The following is a 21,666-nucleotide window of genomic DNA, read 5'->3' on the forward strand; positions in this document are numbered from 1 at the left end:
ACGGACCCATGCAACCACCCAATTGGATGCATTTTCTACGAACTATTTGCTTACATGAACAGAGTTGTAATCACCGGGCTTGGGATTTATTCCTGCATAGGAAAGAATCTTGATGAAGTAAGGGATTCCCTTTACAATGGAAAGTCTGGTATCGTTTTAGATCCAAAGCGGAAAGAAATGGGCTATCGCTCAGGACTGACCGGCTTTGTGGAGCGCCCTATTTTAAAGGGTGTGCTCGACCGCCGTGCACGCATCATGTTGCCGGAGCAGGGCGAATATGCCTATTTGGCCACCGTTGAGGCACTTAAACAAGCTAAGATTGAGCAAGATTTCATCGATAAATATGAGTTGGGCATTATCTACGGAAACGACAGTTCAGCCCAACCAGTAATAGAAGCTACGGACATCATTCGTGAGAAAAAAGACACCATGCTTGTGGGGTCTGGCTCTGTTTTTCAGGCGCTAAATTCTACAGTGTCCATGAACCTAGCGACGATATTCAGACTAAAAGGCGTGAACTTTACCGTGAGCGCAGCCTGTGCGAGCGGATCGCATGCTATCGGACTTGGGTACATGTTCATTCGTGAGGGCATGCAAGATCTTATCATTTGCGGTGGAGCACAGGAAACGAATATTTATTCGATGGGTAATTTCGATGCCCTCGGCGCTTTTTCAATACGCGAAGATAGCCCGGCCACAGCGTCACGTCCTTTTGACAAACACCGCGATGGACTGGTGCCGAGTGGAGGAGCTGCCACGGTGATACTCGAAAGCCTCGAATCAGCGCAGAAACGCGGGGCAAACATCCTTGGCGAAGTTATCGGATATGGTTTTTCATCAAATGGTGAACATATTTCAAATCCAAGTGTTCAAGGACCAGCTCGGTCTCTGCGGATGGCGTTGAAAAATGCTGGGTTGAAAGCGGCTGATATCGATTACATCAATGCGCATGCTACATCAACACCAGCAGGCGATGCAAGCGAGGCTAGCGCTATCGCCGACGTTTTCGAAGCTGAAAAAACACCTGTTAGCTCTACCAAGTCAATGACCGGGCACGAATGTTGGATGGCAGGAGCAAGTGAAATTGTTTACTCGACATTGATGATGCAGCACTCATTTGTGGCGCCAAACATCAACTTCGAAACCCCAGACGAACACTCTGCGCGGTTAAACATTGCAGCGAAAACATTGAATAAAAATATTGATGTATTTTTGTCAAATTCTTTTGGATTTGGCGGCACAAATTCAACATTAATTGTAAAAAAGTGGAGCAAGTAGTAATGGACAAGGCTAGCATTATCGAAAAAATCAACGGTTTCCTGGTGGAGGAATTTGAAGTGGATGCGGAAAAAATTACGCCCGAAGCTAACCTTCGTGAAACGCTCGAACTCGACAGCCTCGACTATATCGATCTGGTTGTGGTAATTGAAACAAACTTCGGTTTTAAAGTGAAACCTGAAGACTTCTTGACCATCGCGACGTTTCAGAATTTTTACGACTACGTGATCAGCAAAGTTTCTGAGAAAGTAACGTCTTAGGCATGCCTGAATGGCAAGGTAAATCGCGCGGAAATAAGTTAGGATACAAAATCTTTATTGTTGTCTGCAATACAGTGGGCCTAAAGCCTGCTTACTTGCTACTTCGGTTTGTCGCACTTTACTACTTCCTGTTCTCCCGGAAATCGTCAACAAATATTTATCAGTACTTTCGGCATCGCCTGAAATTTTCATGGCTTAAGTCTGTGGTGAATGTGTATCGGAACTACTACCGATTTGGTCAAACGCTGTTGGATAAAATTGTTGTAAGTGCAGGGATGTCGAAACCATTCACTTTTCATTTTGATGGTGAAGAAAACTTACAAGAATTCGGGAGCATCGGTAAAGGTGGTATTCTCTTAAGTGCCCATGTCGGCAATTGGGAAGTTGCAGGCAACTTTTTGCAGCGATTGAATACGCGCGTGAATGTAGTCATGTTCGACGGCGAACATCAACAAATAAAGGAATACATCGATGAAGTTACGGGTGGAAAGAAGTTCCACATCATCGTTATCAAAGAAGATATGTCGCACGTCTACGCGATTGCCGAAGCACTACAACGCAATGAAGTAATCTGTATTCATGCAGACCGTTTCCTACCGGGAAACAAAACGAAACGTTGTCGCTTCTTGGGCGAAGACGCTTCATTTCCATTAGGACCTTTTCAGATTGCTGCGGGATTTTCGGTACCCGTCGCCATCACCTTTGCTTTCAAAGAAACGGCCTCGCATTACCATTTCTTCGGAGGCAAACCGATGCAACGTCTCGACGACGAGTCCAAAGCAATGTTCTCCGAGCGACTGCTCACAACATTTGTGAGCGACCTCGAAACAAAAATAAAGATGTATCCAGAACAGTGGTTTAACTACTACAACTTCTGGCAAAAAGAATAAAATTTATCGCGCTATGTTGGCAAACCAGCATACCATACTTCAATACCTGCCCCAACGTCCACCCATTCAGATGGTTCATAACCTTCTGGAGGTGACCGATAGCCATGCCGTTACAGCACTTAGCATTACGAGCGACAATATCTTCACCGAAAATGGATCATTATCGGAGCCCGGCATTATCGAAAATATCGCGCAAACTGCTGCGGCTCATGCAGGCTATTATTACATCAGCCAAAATATGCCCGTCCCGATAGGATTTATTGCCGCGATCCGAAACTTACAAATCTATGATCGCCCCGTTGTCGGCGCGACCATTACAACAACGGTCACCATAACGAACAAAGTACTAGACATTACAATTGTTGAAGGAATTGTTACGCTGGCAGATCGCACACTCTGTTCCTGCGAAATGCGGATATTTACGAAATCCCAATAAAAACGATATGAGATACAGTTTCACATTAGTCTTGATGCTTATCACGAAAGTGCTCGTGGCTCAGAATTTTACGCCTCAAGATGTATTCAAGAATGAGAATATGATTACGTGGCTAGGGATCGACTTTTCTAAAGCAAAAATTTTGGAAGATGCAGCACACCTGGCTACAGAAAAAGATATTCAGGGCTTCATGTTTAATATCAATGCATTAATGCTTTCTGAAAAACATAAATTCGACATCACCGGCGCACTGGATAGAGACTCTGTGATCAACGCCATTGACATCAGCGTCCAGAAAAATAAATCACTTACGGCAATGGACTTGCGTATCCAGTCGGTAGAGGTTCCGCCCGTGTTAAAGCGTGCCGAACTCGATGCGATTGTGAAGTCGTACGACTTTAAAGGGCTCGAAGGTATTGGCGTGATGTTCAACATCGACCAATTCAATAAACACATTGGCAAAGGAACGATGTGGGTAACGTTTGTGGATATGAAATCTAAAAGCATACTTTTCGCAGACCACTTCAGCTGTGTAGCAAAGGGTTTTGGAATGAGAAATTTTTGGGCTTCGACCATTTACGGAACGATCAAGGATATGAAGCGTGGCACGTATAATTTCTGGCGTAAAAAATATAAGAAAGGTGGCGAATAAGATATTGTCATACCGCACAGATATTCCTGTACGCTTTAATGAAGCAGACCCGCTTGGAGTGGTGTGGCATGGCCATTATTTACGTTACTTTGAAGACGGCCGCGAGGCGTTTGGAAAAGAATACGGACTCGCGTATTTGGATTTTTATCATCACGGACTAGCCGTTCCCGTTGTTTCCGCGCATTGCGATTACAAGCGTCCGCTTCGCTATGGTGATAGCATGATTGTAGAAACGATTTACGAATCTACGCCCGCGGCGAAGTTGATTTTTCACTACAAGATTTTCAGCAAACAACAGCAGGAATTAATAGCGACGGGTACGACCACACAAGTTTTTGTTGATGTAAAAACATTTGATCTTCATCTCACCATGCCTCCTTTTTTTGAGGGATGGCGCAACCAGCGGGGTGTGTAGCCATGAGCGATGTTTGGATCATTTCGGATAGCATTATTTCACCCTTGGGAAACTCAAGTGTTGAGAACTATGATGCTGTACGGAAAGGGCAATCGGGAATAAAATTCCATGAGACATCCACGCTTAGTAAAACACCTATTCACGCATCGCTGATAACCACGGAAGCAAATCTCCCCTTTACACGTTTTGAAAGTATTGCCGTTGACGCCGTTGCAAATGCTATCGATGGACTTGTACTCCCGCGCGACAAAACGATTTTTATTCTGTCGACAACGAAGGGTAACATCGAATTGATCGACTCGAATCCAAAGCATGCACGTATAGGACTTAATGAATCTGCCAAATTTATTGCAACCCATTTCGGTTTTACACATACACAAGTTGTCTCGAATGCTTGTATTTCGGGATCACTTGCCTTGCTTGTCGCGCAACGCATGTTGGCTGCACAACAATTCGATCACGCGGTGGTAGTGGCAGCAGAGGTGCTGAGCAAATTCATTGTCTCCGGATTCCAGAGCTTACACGCACTGAGTCCTGATGCATGTCGTCCTTTTGACCATGCGCGTACAGGCATTTCGTTGGGTGAGGCTGCAGCTGCCGTTGTTTTATCGACTACAAAAGGAAAAAGAAATCTTCGCTTGGCGGGGGGAGGTTTGAGCAACGATGCAAACCACATTTCTGGGCCATCCAGAACGGGTAAAGAACTTTCGGTCGCGATTGATCACGCGTTGAATTCAAGCAAGGTCTCGACGACGGAAATTGATTTTATTTCTGCGCACGGAACGGCAACGATATTCAATGATGAAATGGAAGCGAAAGCTTTTAGTCACTCAAATATTCAACATGCGCCGTTGCATAGTTTGAAAGGATATTTTGGACACACACTCGGAGCGGCAGGCGTGGTGGAGAGCATCATCGCGATGCATGCACTGGAACAAAACGAACTCATTCCGTCAATGGGATTTGAATCGTCAGGTGTTTCTGTTCCGGTGAATGTGGTTAAGAAATTGGAGCGCCGTACATTGAACAGGGTGTTAAAAACTGCCTCCGGATTCGGTGGATGTAATGCGGCAATCATACTAGAAAAAATTTAAGAAGATATATTCGATGAAGAAACACGAAACAGATGTATTGGTAATCGGAGCAGGCCCGGCAGGAAGTATCGCTGCGGCGATGATTCATAAAGCCGGTTATAACGTGATGGTGGTTGAACGGGAAAAGTTTCCGCGGTTCGTCATTGGAGAAAGTCTGCTTCCACGTTGCATGGAAGTGCTCTCGGATGCCGAACTTCTCGAAGCCGTTAAGCGCGAGAAGTTCCAGGAAAAATTTGGAGCAAAGTTTATGCGCGGCGAAAATGAAGTCGCGGACTATAATTTCGCAGATCAATTCACGAAGGGCTGGAATTGGACATGGCAGGTTCCGCGTGCATCATTCGATTTAGCGTTGGCAACAGAAGTAGCCGCGAAAGGTGTACCGGTTTCTTTTGAAACCACAGTAACAGATATTAAGATCATGGATGACGAAAGCTCCATCACTACTGTGCAAACTAAGGAAGGCATTACAGAAGAGATTGCTGCAAAGTTCATTGTCGATGCGAGTGGTTATGGTCGTGTTATACCACGGTTGTTCAAGCTTGATAAACCCTCATCGCTCGATCCGCGCAAAGCATTATTCGCACACCTTGCAGATCCCAATCGCGATAATTTCGATGAGCCCAACAGAATCATCATCGTTTCTTATGCCCCTGGAACTTGGGTGTGGGTAATTCCATTCTCCAATGGAAATACGTCCGTTGGATTCGTGGGCAGTCATGACTTCTTCGAACAATACAAAGGTTCAATAGAAGAACAATACAATACGTTGATCGAGGATCATCCTTATCTACGAAAACGATTTGGAAGCGCCACACGTATTTTCGAGCCACGTAAACTCGAATCGTGGTCGTCCATATCGGAGAAATTCCATGGCAAAGGCTATGTTCTCACCGGAAATGTTACTGAATTTTTAGATCCGATCTTTTCATCAGGCGTCATGTTTGCCACGGTATCAAGTCACCTGGCGAGTAAACTTGTTATTCGTAAACTCGATGGAAAGGAAGTTGAATGGGAGAAGGATTACACGCACGTTTTGCAAAGCGGCGTCGATACCTTTCGCGCATTTGTAACAGCATGGTACGATGGTACACTCGAGAAGATTTTCTATACCAAGAATCCCGATCCATTGATTAAACGTCAGATCTGTTCCGTGTTGGCTGGCTACGTGTGGGATCTGGAAAATCCTTTCGTAAAAGAACCCACGGTGGCCCTAAAGCGCCTCGTAAAATATATTGACGTACGCGAAAAATTTGCACCGCAGTCGTAAACAATGAACTTCATTTCAGGTTATAGTAGAATTCATCAAGGTAGGTTGATAACACCGAAAGAGACTACCGTTTTTGCGGCGGCTGACTTTCACGACTTTCTTGAAAAAGCCTATGATCAACTCGCTTTGGCCTATCCCAAGTTTTACAAGATGGATCCGCTGTCTAGGCTCGGGGTGCTGGCTTCTGAGATTTTACTACGTGAAACGCCTGTGTCGAACTATCTTCCTGACGAAGTAGCGGTGGTGTTGTCCAATGCTGAGGCTAGTTTGGATACGGATCTACGATACCAGGCAACCATTGCTACCGCGCCGAGCCCGTCGCTGTTTGTGTATACGCTGGCGAACGTATCGATGGGCGAGATTTGCATTCGTCATGGCTTGAAAGGTGAAAATGCTTTTTTTGTTTCGCCGTCGTTCGATCCGCAGTGGATGTCGCGTTATGTAGATTTGATCATGATGCAAGATCAGGTGAAAGCGTGCGTGGCGGGATGGCTGAATGTATTGAGCGATCGGTACGATGTTTTCTTATATTTGGTAGAAAAACAAAAACGTGGGCTCTCAGAGATTCACTCGGCAGAGACGCTCGCGAGATTATATCAATAGAATTATGGAAAAGTTGATGGCCGATCTGAAGGTTCAGATCATTGAAGCGCTGAATTTGAAGCACCTGAAACCTGAAGATATTGGTGACGATCAACCTCTGTTTGTGGAGGGGTTGGGATTGGATTCGATCGACGCACTGGAGCTTATTGTGTTGTTGCAACAGAAGCACAATACAAAGATTGCGAATGCCCAAGATGGCCCGACAATTTTTAAGTCCGTTCGAACGATGGCTCAGTATATTCAAGATCATAAATCATCATAGCGTTGGGTGCACCGGTACATGTTGCAGGCACAGGTGTAATTTCGGCAATCGGAAATACAACGATGGAATGCTTTGCAGCATTGAAGCAACACGTATCGGGAATAGCGCCACTCACTTCCCTAAACTCGATTCATAAGGGGGTACTGCCTGTAGGGGAAGTTAAATTGTCCAATGAACAACTTGCAGAAAACGTTGGCGTAGACAAAACGCTCAACCGTACGGCGTTGCTTGGTATACATGCAGCGAAAGAAGCAATTGCCCATGCGGAGTTTGATATCCACCGGTGGAGGACAGGTTTTATCTCGGCTACTACCGTTGGCGGTATGGACAAGTCTGAAATATTTTTTCCACCTTTTTTAGTTGATCCAACGCAAGGAAAATTACGCGATGTGATCTACCACGGCTGTGGGGCGACCACCGATTTGATTACAGCTGCGCTTGGCATTACAGGCTTCACGTCGACGATCAATACGGCGTGCTCTTCGTCCGTGAATTCAATTATGTTGGGCGCGCGACTGATCCAGCATGGCATACTCGATGTGGTCGTGGCAGGAGGTACAGATGCACTCACGGTGTTTACGTTGAACGGCTTTAAAAGCTTAATGATTCTCGACGACAACCTTTGCAGACCTTTTGATGCGTCACGCACGGGCTTAAATCTCGGTGAAGGTGCCGGATTTGTTGTTTTGGTTTCCGATAAAGTTTTAGAAGAAGAATATTTAGAAAGTCTGGCGATCGTATCAGGTTTTGCCAATACGAATGATGCCTTTCATCAAACAGCATCATCACCCGACGGTCGAGGATCATTCGCTGCAATGCAACAAGCACTGACCATGGCGGATCTTTTGCCATCAGAAATAGATTACATCAATTTGCATGGCACAGGTACGCAGAACAATGACTTGTCAGAAGGAACTGCCATCAAGCGATTGTTCGGTGATGCATATCCAGCACTCAGTTCAACCAAGAGCATGACGGGCCACACCCTCGGCGCGTGTGGTGGTATTGAAACCGTGTTTTCTGTTCTGGCATTGCAACACCAATGTGTATTTCCCAACCTCAGGTTTGAACAAGCCATACCTGAAGTAGGGATTATACCACAAAAGAAATTTGAGTCCATCGCGGTGCGACATGCCATGAGCAACTCGTTTGGCTTTGGCGGAAATTGTTCGTCGATTATATTTTCCCAAGGCAGATGAAAGCATACATTAAAGGCATCGGAAATATTTCGCCACAACAAACTTGGGGATATAATAATTTCCTAGATCCACCACTTGAATATCATCGTAATGATTTGATGGCCGTGGAGCCGGACTATTCGCAATGGATCAATCCACAGCAACTTCGACGCATGAGCCGCGTGATCAAGATGGGCGTAACGTCGGCACTCATGGCCCTTAAAGATGCTGAGTTAGAAAAGCCAGATGCAATCATTACAGGAACGGGTTATGGATGCGTTCAAGATACAACGTCGTTTCTAACGAAGATTACCGACTTCAATGAGCAAGCGTTAAATCCAACACCGTTCATTCAGTCGACACACAATACGATTGGGTCGCAGATAGCCTTGCTATTACAATGTCACGGGTACAATCAAACTTATGTTCATGGTGCGTTTTCTTTCGAGCACGCACTATTGGATGCATTGATGTCGCTGCAAGAGAATTCCGCGCAATCCATTCTTGTTGGCGGTGTGGATGAGTTGACGCAAATTAGTCATGCAATTCATACGCGATTTGATAAGTATCGTCGTGAAGTAAAAAGCACCCTCACATTATTCGATGCTGCGGAAGCAGGAACCGTTGCCGGTGAGGGCGCAGCGTACTTTGTTTTATCTGGAAAAGACGACACGCAAACGAAAGCGTGTATCCATGCCGTTGATACACTGTTTCAACCTGTTCAAGAAACATTACTCGCGTGGATAGAGTCTTTTGTCAGAGATCGGATCAATATTCCCTTCGAAGATATAGACCTGGTACTGCTTGGAAAAAGCGGCGATGAAAAAGCAGATAAACAAATCGATCTCATGGCAAAGACATATTTTCCAGGAGCATCTTTAGGTGTGTACAAACATCTTTGCGGCGAGCACAGTGTGTCTTCATCCTTTGCCCTAGCGCTGGCCACAGAGATTTTGTTGAGTCAACATATTCCGGAGCCGGTTATTCACAAGGCGGTGTCGCGACCAATTAGAAATGTATTGATTTATAACCCTTACTTTTATCAACATCACTCACTCATATTTCTAACAGAATGCCACGACATAAAGTAGTTGACCTTCTGTTTTTAGTGGTCCTTGGTATGATGATGATCGCGGAAATGATCACAGACATTCCTTGGATATGGTACGCAGTGCTTGTAGCGTTTTATATAGCGTTATGTTCTTTCGGAGCGTTTATTTTATCCATGCAATTTTTTACACGCGTACGATGGAAGGGTGATGTAGACTCAAATGCTATCGCGATAACCTTCGATGATGGTCCGGTAGACCGTACTGCAGGTATTTTAAAGATTCTGGGTGAACACCAGGTGCCGGCTACATTCTTTTGTATTGGGTCACGAATAGAAGGGAATGAAGCGCTACTACTTCAAATCAATAATGCGGGACATCTAATCGGTAATCATAGTTTTTATCATGGTAAGACCTTTGACTTGATGTCCGCACAAAGTGTGATCAATGAGTTGACCAATACGGATCGAAAGATCGAGTCGGTAATCGGTAAGCGGCCGCGCTATTTTCGTCCCCCTTATGGGGTCACCAATCCCATGATCGGAAAAGCAGTCGAAGAACTTGGCCACACCGTAGTTGGGTGGAACGTTCGATCGTTTGATACAATCACGAAAGATCCGGCAAGATTATTGAAACGCGTCACCAAGGATTTGAAGGGCGGTGATGTCGTGTTGTTTCATGATTACTGCGAATCCACCCAGCAAATCCTAGGCGAGTTTATTACGATGGCACATCAAAAAGGCCTGCGTATTATCTCCCTCGACGCATTATTAAATGAAAAAGCTTATCGGTAAATTTACCGGATGAAACGCCTGAAAGCCTCCAAAATTTCCGTTGCCTTGCTGTGGTTGTTCTGTTGGTCGTTCTACTCCACAGACGCACAAGCATTCGAAGACTATCCGGGGTTTTCGCCGCTTTCGAACATCGTGCAATTTAAAGCTCAATTTAAAGAGGCATCTGCGAAAATTCAGTCAGTAAAAAGTGAGTTCATCCAAGAAAAGACACTTTTTGCACTCACGGAAAATATTACCTCACAAGGGAAGTTTTGGTTCAAACGCACCAATAAAGTCCGCCTTGATTATACCACGCCGTTTACTTATAGAATGATTATTAATGGCGATAAAGTTCTGGTGAAGGATGACCACAAAGAGAATCGTATTAACGTGCGCTCGAACAAGCTTTTTCAACAGATCAACAAGATCATGCTTGATTGCATTCAAGGAACAATTTTGGATAGCAAAGATTTTACAAGCCGTGTTTTCGAAAACGAAAAGGGATACTTGCTTGAACTCAGTCCTGTTAACAAGAGCTTAAAAGATTTCTTCCGCAATATTGTACTGGTGATCGAAAAAAAGGATTACTCGGTACGTTCGATGTCTTTGAATGAACCATCAGGCGATAAGACTGTTATTACATTCACGAACAAATCTTTAAACACACAGCTTCAGGATGAAATTTTTACTTTTTAGTACGAGTATCCTGGCCTTGTCGTGTGCCGCGCCTTATAAAGCCTTAAAGTCCGTTCCTGTAGATCAAACATGTGTTGATAAATTTAGACCGCAAGGAATTGCCACATCGTGGTACAGCGCTGGCGTTGATGTGGTTGGCAAACATTTAAGTGGCCTGCTCTTGATCAAGCAAATGCCCGACGAATCGCAGCGTGTGGTATTTACGAGCGAGACTGGCGTTACGTTTTTTGATTTTGAATTTAAAGCAGGAACATTCCAAGTGAAGCAGGCAATTCCACAGCTGCGAAGAAAAGTGGTCATCAATACGCTGAGAAAAGATTTCGAAACTTTATTAGCGATACCGTTTCAGCAACAGACGATTGATGCTTCGGTGTTGGGAGATGAAAGCTTTTATGGCGTAACCACAATTGGAGAAGAAAGAGCTTTTTTCGTAACGGACGATGCGTGCTCAGTATTGAAGCGCGTGGAGGTTGGATCAAAGAAACCATTGTTCTCGATCGTTAGTTCTGGCGCCAGTCCACGTGAGCCGGAAACAATCGCCATCCAACATCATACGTTCAACATGGTTATTAATCTAAAAAAAATAACACGGCATGTTACGGAATAAATTTTACGACGCAGTGCCGGTGATGAAAGATGGTGAGATCACGGCGACAGTTACTTTTCAAAAAGACCATCCTGTTTTTGCTGGCCATTTTCCCGGTAACCCTGTAGTCCCCGGCGTATGTATGATTCAGATCGTTCGTGAATTGCTAGAAGATAGCTTGAATATGCAACTACAATTACGTACGGGTGATAATATCAAATTCCTGAATGTTATTAATCCCATTGATACACCTGCGGTAGTTGCCAGTATCCATACCGTTGTAACGGATGATGGGGTAGAAGTGCAAGCGACATTCTCTCAGGCGACAGTCTCTTATTTTAAATTCAAAGGCTCCTTTGTAAAACTATAGCATGAATTACAAAGAACTATTTCTGCAGAAAAAGATTTGCGTGTTGATTCCAACCTACAATAACGCGCAGACACTCGAACGTGTTTTGCAGGAAGTTCTTCATTATACCCATCAAGTAATTGTCGTGAATGATGGATCGACAGATGGTACATCACAAATTCTTGCGCGGTATAAGCAAGTAAAAGTCGTAGGCTACGACAAGAATGTTGGGAAAGGATTTGCGCTTCGTAAGGGATTAAAAGCTGCATTCGATGAAGGTTATCACTACGCCATTAGCATAGATTCCGATGGTCAACATTATGCCGATGACCTACCACAGTTTGTTAACAAGTTAAAAACGCATCCTGAAGCAATCATCATCGGCGCGCGCAATATGGATCAGGCAAGCGTTCCCGGTAAAAGTAGTTTCGGAAATAAGTTTTCAAACTTTTGGTTCAAGTTTGAAACAGGTATTGTTATGAGCGATACGCAAAGCGGGTATCGGCTGTATCCTGTGGTGCTATTGAATGATATTACATTCTTAACGCGCAAGTACGAATTTGAAATTGAAGTCATCGTGCGTGCTGCATGGAAGGGTATTGCAGTGACGGAAGTGCCAGTGAAAGTGTTTTACCCTGAAAAGGAGAAGCGGATAACACATTTTCGTCCATTTAAGGATTTTTCACGCATCAGTGTTTTGAATACGGTGCTCGTGACCATAGCACTATTGTATATTAAGCCGCGCGATTTTGTGCGTAGCTTCAGAGGCAAAAGTTTTTGGTCGACGGTCAAGCTTATACTTTTTGATCCGTCCGAATCTGCCGAGCGCAAGGCCATTTCGGTGGCGTTTGGAATCTTTATGGGCATCGTTCCGATTTGGGGTTTCCAATTGTTGGTAGCAATACCAACGGCGATAGCATTGCGCTTCAATAAAGCGCTGGTCATCCTTGCAGCCAACATCAGTATTCCGCCGATGATTCCATTGATTTTGTTTTTGAGTCATCTCACAGGCGCGCTGTGGATGGGTGAGGATGCTGTGGAAATTTCCTTCAATCACGAACTTTCATTGGAATTATTTCGCGATAGCTTTTTTCAATATGTGATTGGTGCAGTAACACTCGCCGTCGCTGCAGGCGTGCTGTTTGGTATAGTCACGTATGGCCTCCTCAAAATTTTTCAAAAACGGTAATGGAAGCGCTATTCGTAAGGCTATATCGTTTCTTCAAGCATCGTCACCGAATTTTCTGGGCGATATTTATTTCGGTGTTTGCACTGTTTGGGGTGTTGGCATCGCGAATAGAATTTGAAGAAGACATCACACACTTTTTTCCCGACGACAAACGCGTTGAGAAACTGAACTACATTTTTCAGCATTCTTCAATGGCAGAACGCGTTGTTGTAATGGTCTCCATCGCAGATAGTAGTCAGAGAGCAAATGCTGACAGTCTTGTCTCGGCGACGCAACGCCTTGTCGCGGATTTAGACACGACATTGGCAATTTATCATCCAACAATCACGGCGCAAGTTGATGATCAAAAAATCTTGGCGATATTCGATGTCATTCAGAACAATCTACCTGTCTTCCTGACGAAAGATGACTACGCAATACTCGATTCTATGACCTCGCCTGCAGGTAGTCGACAGGCATTGCGCAGCACGTATAAGCAATTGATCTCTCCCTCGGGGGTTGCGCTTAAAAGGATGCTTGTCGAGGATCCGATGGGTTTTTCTTTTTTAGTCTTGAAGAAGCTCAGTCAACTTCAATACGACGAAAATTTTGAGTTGTATGACAGCTACATTGTTACACGCGATCATCGTCATCTAATTTTTTTCATCCAGCCACAGGCAAAGGCGAACGATACGGGTAAGAATGCTCATCTCGTGGATGACCTGCGTGTTTGTTTAAAGCGGAGCAATACAAATAGTAGCGCTACACTGGCGTCGGCGTTTGGCGCTACCGTTGTAGCCGTAGATAACGCCGAGCAAATTCGTTTCGATACGCAACTTACGCTCTCTATTTTGATCGTGCTGATCGCGGGATTTATTTTGTGGTTCTTCCGTCGTAAGCGCGTGATGCTTTTGATTATGGTACCCGTAATATTTGGTGCGCTGTTTTCATTGGCGTGTATCTATCTCATGAAAGGTATTGTTTCCACGCTAGCGCTTGCTGCAGGATCGATCATATTAGGCATAGCAATTAATTATGCGCTGCATTTTTTGGTTCACCTTCGACATCATCCCGACAAGGAACAAGTAATCAAGGACCTTGTGCGACCGATGTTGCTAGGAAGTACAACGACGGTTCTGGCATTTTTTAGTCTTCAGTTCACCAATGCAACAATCCTTCGCGATGTTGGTTTGTTTGCTGGCTTTAGCTTGATTGGCGCAGCGTTATGTTCGCTGATCTTTCTACCGCACCTCATTTCCGTTGCGGCCTATCGCGAGAATATTATTGAACGCGCTTTCTCGCGCATCGGATCACCGCATAAAGTATGGATTGTGATCATCGCGATTGTTACGCCCGTGCTGTTGTATTTCGCTTCGGATGTAAAGTTTTTGAAGGATATGTCGGCGCTGAATTTTATGCAGCAAGACACCAAAGATGCGCAGGCCAGACTTGAAACGATTAACCCTGCATCGATGAACACGGTGTATGTTTCGGCTGAAGGCAAAAACTTGCAAGAAGCTTTACGGCGACACGAACAAGCCGTGCCGACACTTGATAGCTTGAAAGCGGCCGGTTTAATAAAACGATATCATGCAGTATCGTCTTTTTTGCTGTCGGATTCGCTGCAAGCACAACGCATTCAACAATGGAACAAGTATTGGAGCGCCGAGAAAAAATCAATGCTTCTCGCAAACACTGCTGATGAGGGAAGGAAACTTAAATTCAACGATGCTATTTTAAGCAAGATTGATACGATCGTCAATAAGCAGTACAGTGAGCTCGATAAACCCGCCTTTGCTTTGTTGCAGCAAACTTTCTTTCAAGATAATATCATTGATAATCCCGGTCGGGCTTTAGTTGTTTCATTGGTGAATGTTCCGCAAGCACGAAATAAGGAATTGATAGACGTGATGCAGCACACACCTGCGCATGGTGCAGATCGACAAATGCTTACTAATTTGTTTGTTGAATTCGTTCATGATGATTTTAACTTTATTGTTTTTTTTACTTCGATATTAGTATTTGTCGTATTGCTAATTTCAACAGGTAGAATCGAAATTACGTTGATCACATTTTTGCCGATGTTGGTTACTTGGATTTGGATATTGGGCATCATGGCATTGGTCGGTATTGAATTCAACATCATCAACGTGATGATATCGACTTTTATTTTTGGTCTCGGTGATGACTACAGCATTTTCGTCATGGACGGACTGCAACAAGAATACAAGACCGGGAAGAAGACCATGTCTTCCGTACGGACATCTATTTTTCTGTCAGCGGTTACGACGATATGTGGTTTGGGCGTGCTCATCTTTGCAAAACATCCTGCCTTATGGTCAATCGCGGTAATTGCCATCATTGGGATCGTATGTGTGTTCTTGATGTCGCAGACGTTAGAGCCGTTTATATTTCATTGGCTCATTACGAAAAGAACAAAACGTGGACTTCCGCCAATGACTTTTGTTGGTGTTGTGTTTACGATCATTACCTACGGAATTTTTGTGATGGGATCATTTGCACTCACGATCATAGGCGTAATCTTGAAAGTCATTCCGTTCGGAGGGCCGAAGAAGCAATTGATGTATCATCGCTTGATTAGCTTCTGCAATTGGTTAATTCTCACTGTATCGTTGAATAAGGTAACCGTTACGGAACGAAACGACAAAATGTTTGAGCAACCATCGATCATCATTGCGAATCATAGTTCCTTCTTGGATATTCTGATCACGACGATGTTACATCCAAAGTTGATTTTACTAACCAATAAATGGGTTTACAATTCTCCCATATTTGGCGGTGTGGTTCGGATGGCTGGATATTATGAAGTAACAGAAGGTGCGGAAGAGAGCATTGATCACTTGCGTAAAAAAGTGGGTGAAGGATTTTCTATCGTCGTATTTCCAGAAGGTACCCGTTCGGAGAACGGAAAGCTCAATCGGTTTCACAAAGGTGCGTTCTTCTTGGCTGAAAAATTGGATTTGCCGATAAGGCCATTGCTGATTCACGGCGCGAATACATCGATACCAAAGTCAACCATCTACGTGTTCCCGACAGATATCACATTAAAATTTTTGCCGTTAGTTGCAACCTCCGATATGCATTATGGAGTGACGTATTCTGAACGAACCAAATCGATTAGTAAGCATTTCAAATCATCCTATCAAGAATTCAAGGCATCGAAAGAAACGCCGCGATGGTTCTATCGAAAACTGATCAGCAACTACCTCTACAAAGGTCCAGTGTTGGAATGGTATGCGCGGATAAAAGTGAAGCTTGAAGATAACTATGCATTCTTCGACGAGCTTGTTCCAAAGAAAGGGACGGTGCTCGATCTTGGTTGTGGCTACGGATTTTTGTCCTACATGTTGCAATTCCGATCGGAGGAGCGAATAATCACGGGTGTCGACTACGATGACGACAAGATTTCTGTGGCGCAGAACGGTTTTGCAAAGGGCGCTACGTTAAACTTCTTCTGCGCGGATGTTACGGAATATCCGTTGTCGAATTATGATGTGATATTCGTCAATGACGTTTTGCACTATTTGCATCGCGAGGCGCAATTTGATTTCCTAGAACGCTGTGTTGCTGCGTTAAACCCAGGAGGTAAGATTGTGGTGAGAGATGGGAATGCCGATTTGCAGGAACGTCATCAAGGAACGAAGCTTTCAGAGTTGTTCTCAGTAAGTTTGTTGGGGTTCAACAAATCAACACAAGCGTTAACGTTCATTTCCGGAAAGGAAGTCACCGCATTTGCTTCGGCGCGGGGATGGAAGCTTGAGGTATTTGATCAAACTAAGTTAACTTCAAATATTATTTTTGTCATTTCAAAAGACGCTGGACATGGAACCGTATGATGTAGTAATTATTGGTAGTGGACTTGGAGGACTTGCGTGTGGAACCATTCTCGCGAAGGAAGGATATAAGGTTTGTGTTATCGAGAAGAATAAGCAGATCGGTGGTAATCTGCAAACCTTTGTTCGCGATGGTGTGGTGTTCGATTCAGGCGTGCATTATGTTGGTGGGTTAGATCAAGGACAGAATTTGTACCTTCTCTTCAAGTACATGGGTATTATGGACAAGCTTAAACTTCGGAAGCTTGACGATGATGTATTTGATGCGATCTTATTCGATGGTGATCCGGTAGTTTATAAATATGCTCAGGGGTATGAGCGGTTCATTCAAGTTTTGGCAGAACAATTTCCAGGTGAGGAAGAAGCGCTTAGAAAATATTGTGACGGTATAAAAGAAGTTTGTACTAAGTTTCCTTTGTATAACCTGCGTCATGGAGATTACTTCGATAAGGTCGGTGCGTTGGAAATCGATACGCAAGCTTTTCTTGAGTCGATCACAGACAATAAAAAACTTCAGAGTGTGCTAGCAGGAACGAGTTTGCTGTACGCAGGGGAGCCTGATAAAACACCGTTGTATGTACATGCGCTTGTGTTAAATAGTTACATTGAAAGCTCGTGGCGTTTCATTGACGGCGGTTCACAAATTGCGCGATTACTTTCGCGTCAGATTGTAGCGGCAGGTGGAAAGATTATCACACGCAAACAAATCGTGAAGCTTCATGAAGAAGACGGCAAGATTGCGTACGCCGAAGCAAAAACTGGTGAGCGTTACTACGGACATCGCTTTATTTCAAATGTCCATCCCGTGAAGACAATGGAGATGACAGATAGCGACAAGATTAAAAAAGCTTTTCGAACGCGTCTTAAGAGCCTCGAGAATTCGATCTCCGTTTTCTATGTAAACGTGGTGTTGAAGCCCAAGTCGATGAAATATGTAAATCACAATTACTACTATTTCCGCGCAAATGATGCTTGGTCTGTATTGAAATATACAGACGAGACATGGCCAACAGGGTATGCGCTGTACTATTCGGCTTCAGAAGATGTTGAATATGCAGAAGGCATTACCTTGATGACATATATGCGTTTTGACGAAGTTGAAAAATGGCAACATACTTTTAATACAGTGTCTTTTGAAGGCGATCGGGGCGCAGATTACGAAGCCTTTAAGAAAGAGAAGTCTGAGAAACTATTCGATTTAGTAGAAGAAAGATTTCCTGGTTTTAAGGATTGCATTCAATCATACTATACGGCTACGCCATTGTCGGTGCGTGATTACATTGGTACGGACGACGGCTCTTTGTATGGAATCGTAAAAGATTATCGCGAACCCATGCGCACCTTTATTTCGCCACGCACAAAGGTTCCTAATCTCTTCATGACCGGACAGAATCTAAATTTGCATGGTGTTCTTGGTGTTTCGGTGAGTGCTGTGTTGACTTGCTCGGAGATGCTTGGGATTGATTACATTCTTAACAAGATCCGAAATGCTTAAACGCATTGTAAAAATAATATCAACGTTATTGGGTGTTATGGTGGCGCTTGTGCTCATCATGATGATCTATGTTCGCGTCGTGTCATCGACGGATCCGCCGGCGGCTGCAGTACAACAACTTGAGTCGATGAAGGTTGATAAACCCGTGGCTACTTCCGATGGGTTAATGACGTATGGAGATAGCTGGTTTAGAAAAAGCGAAACCGGATTTTACGAACTCTACGTGGAGGGTGATGCGCTTAGCCGAGGCGTTGCGGCAGGTCAATTGACGCAGTCTCTGGTCCAGTATCAAGAGAAAGTGTTCAATGATCAAATTGAGAAACTGGTGCCTTCACCAATTTATCGCGAGTGTCTTCGGTATTTTGTCGGGTGGTTCAACAGGGACCTCGATGAATATGTAGATGAAGAATTCAAAACGGAGATCTATGGAATTTCTCAAGTGTCTTCCCACGATTACGACTATATCGCACCGGCATATCAACGCATTTTGAATTATCATGGCGCGCATGACATCGGACATGCATTACAAAATATGGCGCTGGTAGGATGTACCTCTTTTGGTACTTGGGGAAATGACTCCGAAGATGGCTCTCTCATCATCGGTCGTAATTTTGATTTCTTCGTGGGTGAAGAATTCGCGAAGAACAAGATCATTGCTTTCTACAAGCCTAGCAACGGATATCCTTTTATGATGGTGACCTTTGGTGGCATGACCGGTGTGTTGTCGGGTATGAACGTTGCCGGTTTGACTGTTACCATTAACGCTGCGAAATCTGATATTCCATCCGGCGCCGCTACACCTGTGTCGCTTGTTGCGCGCGAAATTTTGCAGTACGCAACAACCATTGAAGAAGCCTATGCGATTGCTCAGAAACGAAAGATGTTCGTCGCTGAGAGCTTCTTGATCGGGTCGGCTAAGGATCATCGCGCTGCTGTCATTGAGAAAGATACCGAACAGACTTCCTTGTATGAATCGAACCAGGAACGTATCGTTTGCACCAATCATTTTCAGAGCGCTACGCTTGGCAATACTGTTGTCAATCAGGAACACATTAATGCGAGTGCATCCAAATACAGGTACGAACGTGTGGAAGAGTTGATTCGTAAGAATGAAAAAAATACTGTTGCGAAAACAGTACAACTACTCCGTGATCAGAGGGGAAAGGCTGATGCTGAAATAGGACTGGGGAACGAAAAAGCAATCAATCAATTGATTGCCCATCACAGTATTATTTTTCAACCTGAAAAAGGTTTGGTTTGGATTTCAGCAAATCGGTATCAGCTGGGTAAATTCGTTTGCTACGATTTGAATAAAGTATTTGCTACACAGAAAACGAGCAATGCTGAGATCTATGAAAAGGATAAGACATTTGCGGAAGATTCTTTTCTTCAGAGCGATGCGTTTGAAAAGTTCATGAAGGTGGAACGTTACCGATTTCCTTTTAATGAACGCAGCGACTTAGATCCACAAGCAATTGTTCAAAGTAACCCGCAGGCCTATCACGCTTACATGTTTAGCGGTGATGTTTATTTTCAGCGGGAAGATTATTCAAACGCCGTGAGGATGTATGAGCTTGCGCTGACGAAAGAGATCGCTACACAGGGAGAACGTGATCACATCGAGAAAAATCTGATCAAAGCAAAAGAGATGAATCGATGATTGTTGGAAACGGTATCGATATGGTTGAAGTGAAACGCATTGCAGATAAAATCGCTCGTGATACCGGATTTCGGGAAGTTGTTTTTTCTACGGCGGAAATCAACTATTGTGAAAAAGCTTTGAAGAAAGCAGAACATTATGCTGCGCGGTTTGCTGCGAAGGAAGCGTTTCTGAAAGCAAGTGGATTGGGGTTGACGGCGGGCCACGAACTTCATTTGATCGAGGTAGCATCAGATTCTTTAGGAAAGCCATCGATTGTACTGGGAGGGAAGTTTAAGCAACTTGCCGAAGAGAATGGATGGAATAAAATACATGTTTCACTTACACACGTGGCGGCATTTGCAATGGCCTTTGTAATTATTGAACGATGAACTTAACGCCGGATATTGAATTTGCTTCTGCTCACGATATTGCCGCAATGCAGTATGAAAAATTGACGGCACTGCTAAGTTATCTTCAAACGCATTCTCCATTTTATCAACGTCATTTTAGTAAGCACGCAATCGATCTCAACGCGGTAAAAAGCATTGCCGATTTGGCCTCTATAACGCCCGTTACGAAAGATGATCTCCAGCGCGAGAATTGGGATTTCATTTGTGTTCCGCGACATAAGATCGTAGAATATACAAGTACTTCTGGAACACTCGGGAAACCTGTAACGGTACCCCTATCTGCCAATGATATTAAACGATTGGCATACAATGAGGCGATTTCTTTTGCGTGTGCCGATGGTGATAAACACGATCTCTACCAGCTCATGTTAACCATGGACCGGCAGTTTATGGCTGGGCTCGCTTACTTTGAAGGCATTCGTCAACTCGGTGCAGGCTTAATTCGCGTAGGTCCTGGCTTGCCGGCGATGCAATGGGAAGTGATACATCGTCTCCAGCCAACGGCGATTGTAGCTGTCCCTTCATTTGTTGTGAAGCTGTTGGAGTATGCCGTGCAGCATGGTATTGACCCTAATAAAACGAGTGTCAAAAAAGTTATCTGTATTGGTGAAAGTATTCGAACCGCAGACTTGTCATTAAATGCGCTCGGGCAAAAAATTACCGCGCAATGGAATGTAGTATTGTTTGGAACCTACGCCGCTACTGAGATGCAGACGGCTTTTCCTGAATGTAGGCATGGCCGGGGAGGGCATCTTCATCCTGAGCTGATTATTGTTGAGATTCTCGACGACGATAATAATGTTGTGAAACCAGGCCAAGCGGGAGAGGTAACCATCACAACACTTGGCGTTGAAGCAATGCCATTGTTGCGATACAAGACAGGAGACATTGCAAAAGCATTTGTCGAACCATGTGCTTGCGGAAGGAATACAATACGCCTTAGTCCGGTGCTGGGGCGAAAACAGCATATGTTAAAGGTGAAAGGGACGACACTTTTTCCGCCAGCGATCTTTGAAGTATTGAATAAGACGCGTGGTGTTCGCGATTATGTTGTTGAAGTAACGGATAGTGCGCTGGGCACAGATGAACTTATGATTTATGTTTTGGCCGAGGAAGAAAATGAACCAGTTTCAAAACAATTGCTGTCGGCATTTCAGTCGCAGTTGCGTGTAGTGCCTGCGTTGCAATTTGTGGATCCGCGGGCGTTGGAAGAATTGCAGGGTGTTGGTACAAATCGGAAGGTGAGTCGCTTTATGGATAGAAGGTCTATAAACAAATGATGCCGGCATAACCGGCACCATCTGCTATC

Annotated in this window: 22 protein-coding genes; all 22 read left to right on the forward strand. The window is 44.3% G+C overall.

What is annotated here, in order from left to right; all coding sequences use genetic code 11:
• The first annotated feature begins 54 nt into the window (after positions 1 to 54).
• The 22 genes from DQQ10_RS16440 to DQQ10_RS16545 are packed head-to-tail and all read left to right on the forward strand — an operon-like array spanning position 55 to position 21,637.
• Positions 55 to 1,278: a beta-ketoacyl-[acyl-carrier-protein] synthase family protein gene (locus DQQ10_RS16440; protein WP_112747976.1), complete on the forward strand. Its 1,224-nt coding sequence runs from the start codon at positions 55 to 57 to the stop codon at positions 1,276 to 1,278.
• Positions 1,266 to 1,538 (forward strand): acyl carrier protein, encoded by a 273-nt coding sequence (locus tag DQQ10_RS16445; RefSeq protein WP_245970442.1) that lies wholly within the window; start codon positions 1,266 to 1,268, stop codon positions 1,536 to 1,538. Before DQQ10_RS16440 ends, DQQ10_RS16445 begins: the two co-directional genes overlap by 13 nt.
• Before the next feature lie 2 nt (positions 1,539 to 1,540).
• Positions 1,541 to 2,428: an LpxL/LpxP family acyltransferase gene (locus DQQ10_RS16450; RefSeq protein ID WP_112747978.1), complete on the forward strand. Its 888-nt coding sequence runs from the start codon at positions 1,541 to 1,543 to the stop codon at positions 2,426 to 2,428.
• 13 nt (positions 2,429 to 2,441) lie between these two features.
• Positions 2,442 to 2,864: a 3-hydroxyacyl-ACP dehydratase gene (locus tag DQQ10_RS16455; RefSeq protein WP_112747979.1), complete on the forward strand. Its 423-nt coding sequence runs from the start codon at positions 2,442 to 2,444 to the stop codon at positions 2,862 to 2,864.
• Between the two features lie 7 nt (positions 2,865 to 2,871).
• A complete protein-coding gene (locus tag DQQ10_RS16460; RefSeq protein ID WP_133259682.1) occupies positions 2,872 to 3,516 on the forward strand; it encodes a hypothetical protein in 645 nt (214 codons plus the stop codon).
• Positions 3,506 to 3,931 carry an acyl-CoA thioesterase gene (locus DQQ10_RS16465; RefSeq protein WP_112747981.1) on the forward strand — a complete coding sequence of 142 codons (426 nt, stop codon included), beginning with the start codon at positions 3,506 to 3,508 and terminating at the stop codon, positions 3,929 to 3,931. Before DQQ10_RS16460 ends, DQQ10_RS16465 begins: the two co-directional genes overlap by 11 nt.
• Positions 3,907 to 5,025, forward strand: a complete 1,119-nt coding sequence (locus DQQ10_RS16470) for a beta-ketoacyl-[acyl-carrier-protein] synthase family protein (RefSeq protein WP_112747982.1) — start codon at positions 3,907 to 3,909, stop codon at positions 5,023 to 5,025. The genes DQQ10_RS16465 and DQQ10_RS16470 overlap by 25 nt, the downstream gene beginning before the upstream one ends.
• Before the next feature lie 13 nt (positions 5,026 to 5,038).
• On the forward strand, positions 5,039 to 6,292 hold the full coding sequence (locus DQQ10_RS16475) for an NAD(P)/FAD-dependent oxidoreductase (protein WP_112747983.1): 1,254 nt from the start codon (positions 5,039 to 5,041) through the stop codon (positions 6,290 to 6,292).
• Positions 6,293 to 6,295: 3 nt separating this feature from the next.
• The gene (locus DQQ10_RS16480; RefSeq protein ID WP_112747984.1) at positions 6,296 to 6,895 is read left to right on the forward strand and encodes a hypothetical protein; all 600 of its coding nucleotides are present in this window, start codon (positions 6,296 to 6,298) and stop codon (positions 6,893 to 6,895) included.
• Between the two features lie 4 nt (positions 6,896 to 6,899).
• The gene (locus DQQ10_RS16485) at positions 6,900 to 7,157 is read left to right on the forward strand and encodes a phosphopantetheine-binding protein (protein WP_112747985.1); all 258 of its coding nucleotides are present in this window, start codon (positions 6,900 to 6,902) and stop codon (positions 7,155 to 7,157) included.
• A 2-nt stretch (positions 7,158 to 7,159) separates the two neighbouring features.
• Positions 7,160 to 8,356: a beta-ketoacyl-[acyl-carrier-protein] synthase family protein gene (locus DQQ10_RS16490; protein ID WP_112747986.1), complete on the forward strand. Its 1,197-nt coding sequence runs from the start codon at positions 7,160 to 7,162 to the stop codon at positions 8,354 to 8,356.
• Positions 8,353 to 9,426 (forward strand): beta-ketoacyl synthase N-terminal-like domain-containing protein, encoded by a 1,074-nt coding sequence (locus DQQ10_RS16495; RefSeq protein ID WP_112747987.1) that lies wholly within the window; start codon positions 8,353 to 8,355, stop codon positions 9,424 to 9,426. Before DQQ10_RS16490 ends, DQQ10_RS16495 begins: the two co-directional genes overlap by 4 nt.
• Positions 9,408 to 10,178, forward strand: a complete 771-nt coding sequence (locus DQQ10_RS16500) for a polysaccharide deacetylase family protein (RefSeq protein ID WP_112747988.1) — start codon at positions 9,408 to 9,410, stop codon at positions 10,176 to 10,178. Before DQQ10_RS16495 ends, DQQ10_RS16500 begins: the two co-directional genes overlap by 19 nt.
• 9 nt (positions 10,179 to 10,187) lie before the next feature.
• Positions 10,188 to 10,853 carry an outer membrane lipoprotein carrier protein LolA gene (locus DQQ10_RS16505; RefSeq protein WP_112747989.1) on the forward strand — a complete coding sequence of 222 codons (666 nt, stop codon included), beginning with the start codon at positions 10,188 to 10,190 and terminating at the stop codon, positions 10,851 to 10,853.
• Positions 10,834 to 11,460, forward strand: a complete 627-nt coding sequence (locus DQQ10_RS16510) for a hypothetical protein (protein ID WP_112747990.1) — start codon at positions 10,834 to 10,836, stop codon at positions 11,458 to 11,460. The genes DQQ10_RS16505 and DQQ10_RS16510 overlap by 20 nt, the downstream gene beginning before the upstream one ends.
• Entirely contained in the window at positions 11,447 to 11,809 is a 363-nt protein-coding gene (locus tag DQQ10_RS16515) for a hotdog family protein (RefSeq protein WP_112747991.1), read from the forward strand. Before DQQ10_RS16510 ends, DQQ10_RS16515 begins: the two co-directional genes overlap by 14 nt.
• A gap of 1 nt (position 11,810) precedes the next feature.
• Positions 11,811 to 12,977: a DUF2062 domain-containing protein gene (locus DQQ10_RS16520; RefSeq protein ID WP_112747992.1), complete on the forward strand. Its 1,167-nt coding sequence runs from the start codon at positions 11,811 to 11,813 to the stop codon at positions 12,975 to 12,977.
• Positions 12,977 to 16,813: a trifunctional MMPL family transporter/lysophospholipid acyltransferase/class I SAM-dependent methyltransferase gene (locus DQQ10_RS16525; RefSeq protein ID WP_112747993.1), complete on the forward strand. Its 3,837-nt coding sequence runs from the start codon at positions 12,977 to 12,979 to the stop codon at positions 16,811 to 16,813. The genes DQQ10_RS16520 and DQQ10_RS16525 overlap by 1 nt, the downstream gene beginning before the upstream one ends.
• Positions 16,800 to 18,305 (forward strand): phytoene desaturase family protein, encoded by a 1,506-nt coding sequence (locus DQQ10_RS16530; protein ID WP_112747994.1) that lies wholly within the window; start codon positions 16,800 to 16,802, stop codon positions 18,303 to 18,305. Before DQQ10_RS16525 ends, DQQ10_RS16530 begins: the two co-directional genes overlap by 14 nt.
• Positions 18,298 to 19,965 carry a C45 family autoproteolytic acyltransferase/hydolase gene (locus DQQ10_RS16535; RefSeq protein ID WP_112747995.1) on the forward strand — a complete coding sequence of 556 codons (1,668 nt, stop codon included), beginning with the start codon at positions 18,298 to 18,300 and terminating at the stop codon, positions 19,963 to 19,965. Before DQQ10_RS16530 ends, DQQ10_RS16535 begins: the two co-directional genes overlap by 8 nt.
• Positions 19,962 to 20,336, forward strand: a complete 375-nt coding sequence (gene acpS, locus DQQ10_RS16540; RefSeq protein ID WP_112747996.1) for a holo-ACP synthase — start codon at positions 19,962 to 19,964, stop codon at positions 20,334 to 20,336. Before DQQ10_RS16535 ends, acpS begins: the two co-directional genes overlap by 4 nt.
• A complete protein-coding gene (locus DQQ10_RS16545) occupies positions 20,333 to 21,637 on the forward strand; it encodes a phenylacetate--CoA ligase family protein (protein ID WP_112747997.1) in 1,305 nt (434 codons plus the stop codon). The genes acpS and DQQ10_RS16545 overlap by 4 nt, the downstream gene beginning before the upstream one ends.
• Positions 21,638 to 21,666: the final 29 nt, after the last annotated feature.

The sequence above is a fragment of the Pseudochryseolinea flava genome (genome assembly GCF_003286915.1).
GTDB classification, from domain to species: Bacteria; Bacteroidota; Bacteroidia; order Cytophagales; family Cyclobacteriaceae; genus Ohtaekwangia; species Ohtaekwangia flava.

Excerpts from the sequence above, each read along its gene's own strand:
- DQQ10_RS16450 (WP_112747978.1), top strand. The coding sequence starts at position 1,541 with ATGCCTGAATGGCAAGGTAAATCGCGCGGAAATAAGTTAGGATACAAA.
- DQQ10_RS16470 (WP_112747982.1), top strand. The coding sequence starts at position 3,907 with ATGGCGCAACCAGCGGGGTGTGTAGCCATGAGCGATGTTTGGATCATT.
- acpS (WP_112747996.1), top strand. The coding sequence starts at position 19,962 with ATGATTGTTGGAAACGGTATCGATATGGTTGAAGTGAAACGCATTGCA.
- DQQ10_RS16485 (WP_112747985.1), top strand. The coding sequence starts at position 6,900 with ATGGAAAAGTTGATGGCCGATCTGAAGGTTCAGATCATTGAAGCGCTG.
- DQQ10_RS16535 (WP_112747995.1), top strand. The coding sequence starts at position 18,298 with ATGCTTAAACGCATTGTAAAAATAATATCAACGTTATTGGGTGTTATG.
- DQQ10_RS16515 (WP_112747991.1), top strand. The coding sequence starts at position 11,447 with ATGTTACGGAATAAATTTTACGACGCAGTGCCGGTGATGAAAGATGGT.
- DQQ10_RS16505 (WP_112747989.1), top strand. The coding sequence starts at position 10,188 with ATGAAACGCCTGAAAGCCTCCAAAATTTCCGTTGCCTTGCTGTGGTTG.
- DQQ10_RS16495 (WP_112747987.1), top strand. The coding sequence starts at position 8,353 with ATGAAAGCATACATTAAAGGCATCGGAAATATTTCGCCACAACAAACT.
- DQQ10_RS16455 (WP_112747979.1), top strand. The coding sequence starts at position 2,442 with ATGTTGGCAAACCAGCATACCATACTTCAATACCTGCCCCAACGTCCA.
- DQQ10_RS16525 (WP_112747993.1), top strand. The coding sequence starts at position 12,977 with ATGGAAGCGCTATTCGTAAGGCTATATCGTTTCTTCAAGCATCGTCAC.
- DQQ10_RS16510 (WP_112747990.1), top strand. The coding sequence starts at position 10,834 with ATGAAATTTTTACTTTTTAGTACGAGTATCCTGGCCTTGTCGTGTGCC.
- DQQ10_RS16460 (WP_133259682.1), top strand. The coding sequence starts at position 2,872 with ATGAGATACAGTTTCACATTAGTCTTGATGCTTATCACGAAAGTGCTC.
- DQQ10_RS16520 (WP_112747992.1), top strand. The coding sequence starts at position 11,811 with ATGAATTACAAAGAACTATTTCTGCAGAAAAAGATTTGCGTGTTGATT.
- DQQ10_RS16475 (WP_112747983.1), top strand. The coding sequence starts at position 5,039 with ATGAAGAAACACGAAACAGATGTATTGGTAATCGGAGCAGGCCCGGCA.
- DQQ10_RS16530 (WP_112747994.1), top strand. The coding sequence starts at position 16,800 with ATGGAACCGTATGATGTAGTAATTATTGGTAGTGGACTTGGAGGACTT.
- DQQ10_RS16545 (WP_112747997.1), top strand. The coding sequence starts at position 20,333 with ATGAACTTAACGCCGGATATTGAATTTGCTTCTGCTCACGATATTGCC.
- DQQ10_RS16440 (WP_112747976.1), top strand. The coding sequence starts at position 55 with ATGAACAGAGTTGTAATCACCGGGCTTGGGATTTATTCCTGCATAGGA.
- DQQ10_RS16480 (WP_112747984.1), top strand. The coding sequence starts at position 6,296 with ATGAACTTCATTTCAGGTTATAGTAGAATTCATCAAGGTAGGTTGATA.
- DQQ10_RS16500 (WP_112747988.1), top strand. The coding sequence starts at position 9,408 with ATGCCACGACATAAAGTAGTTGACCTTCTGTTTTTAGTGGTCCTTGGT.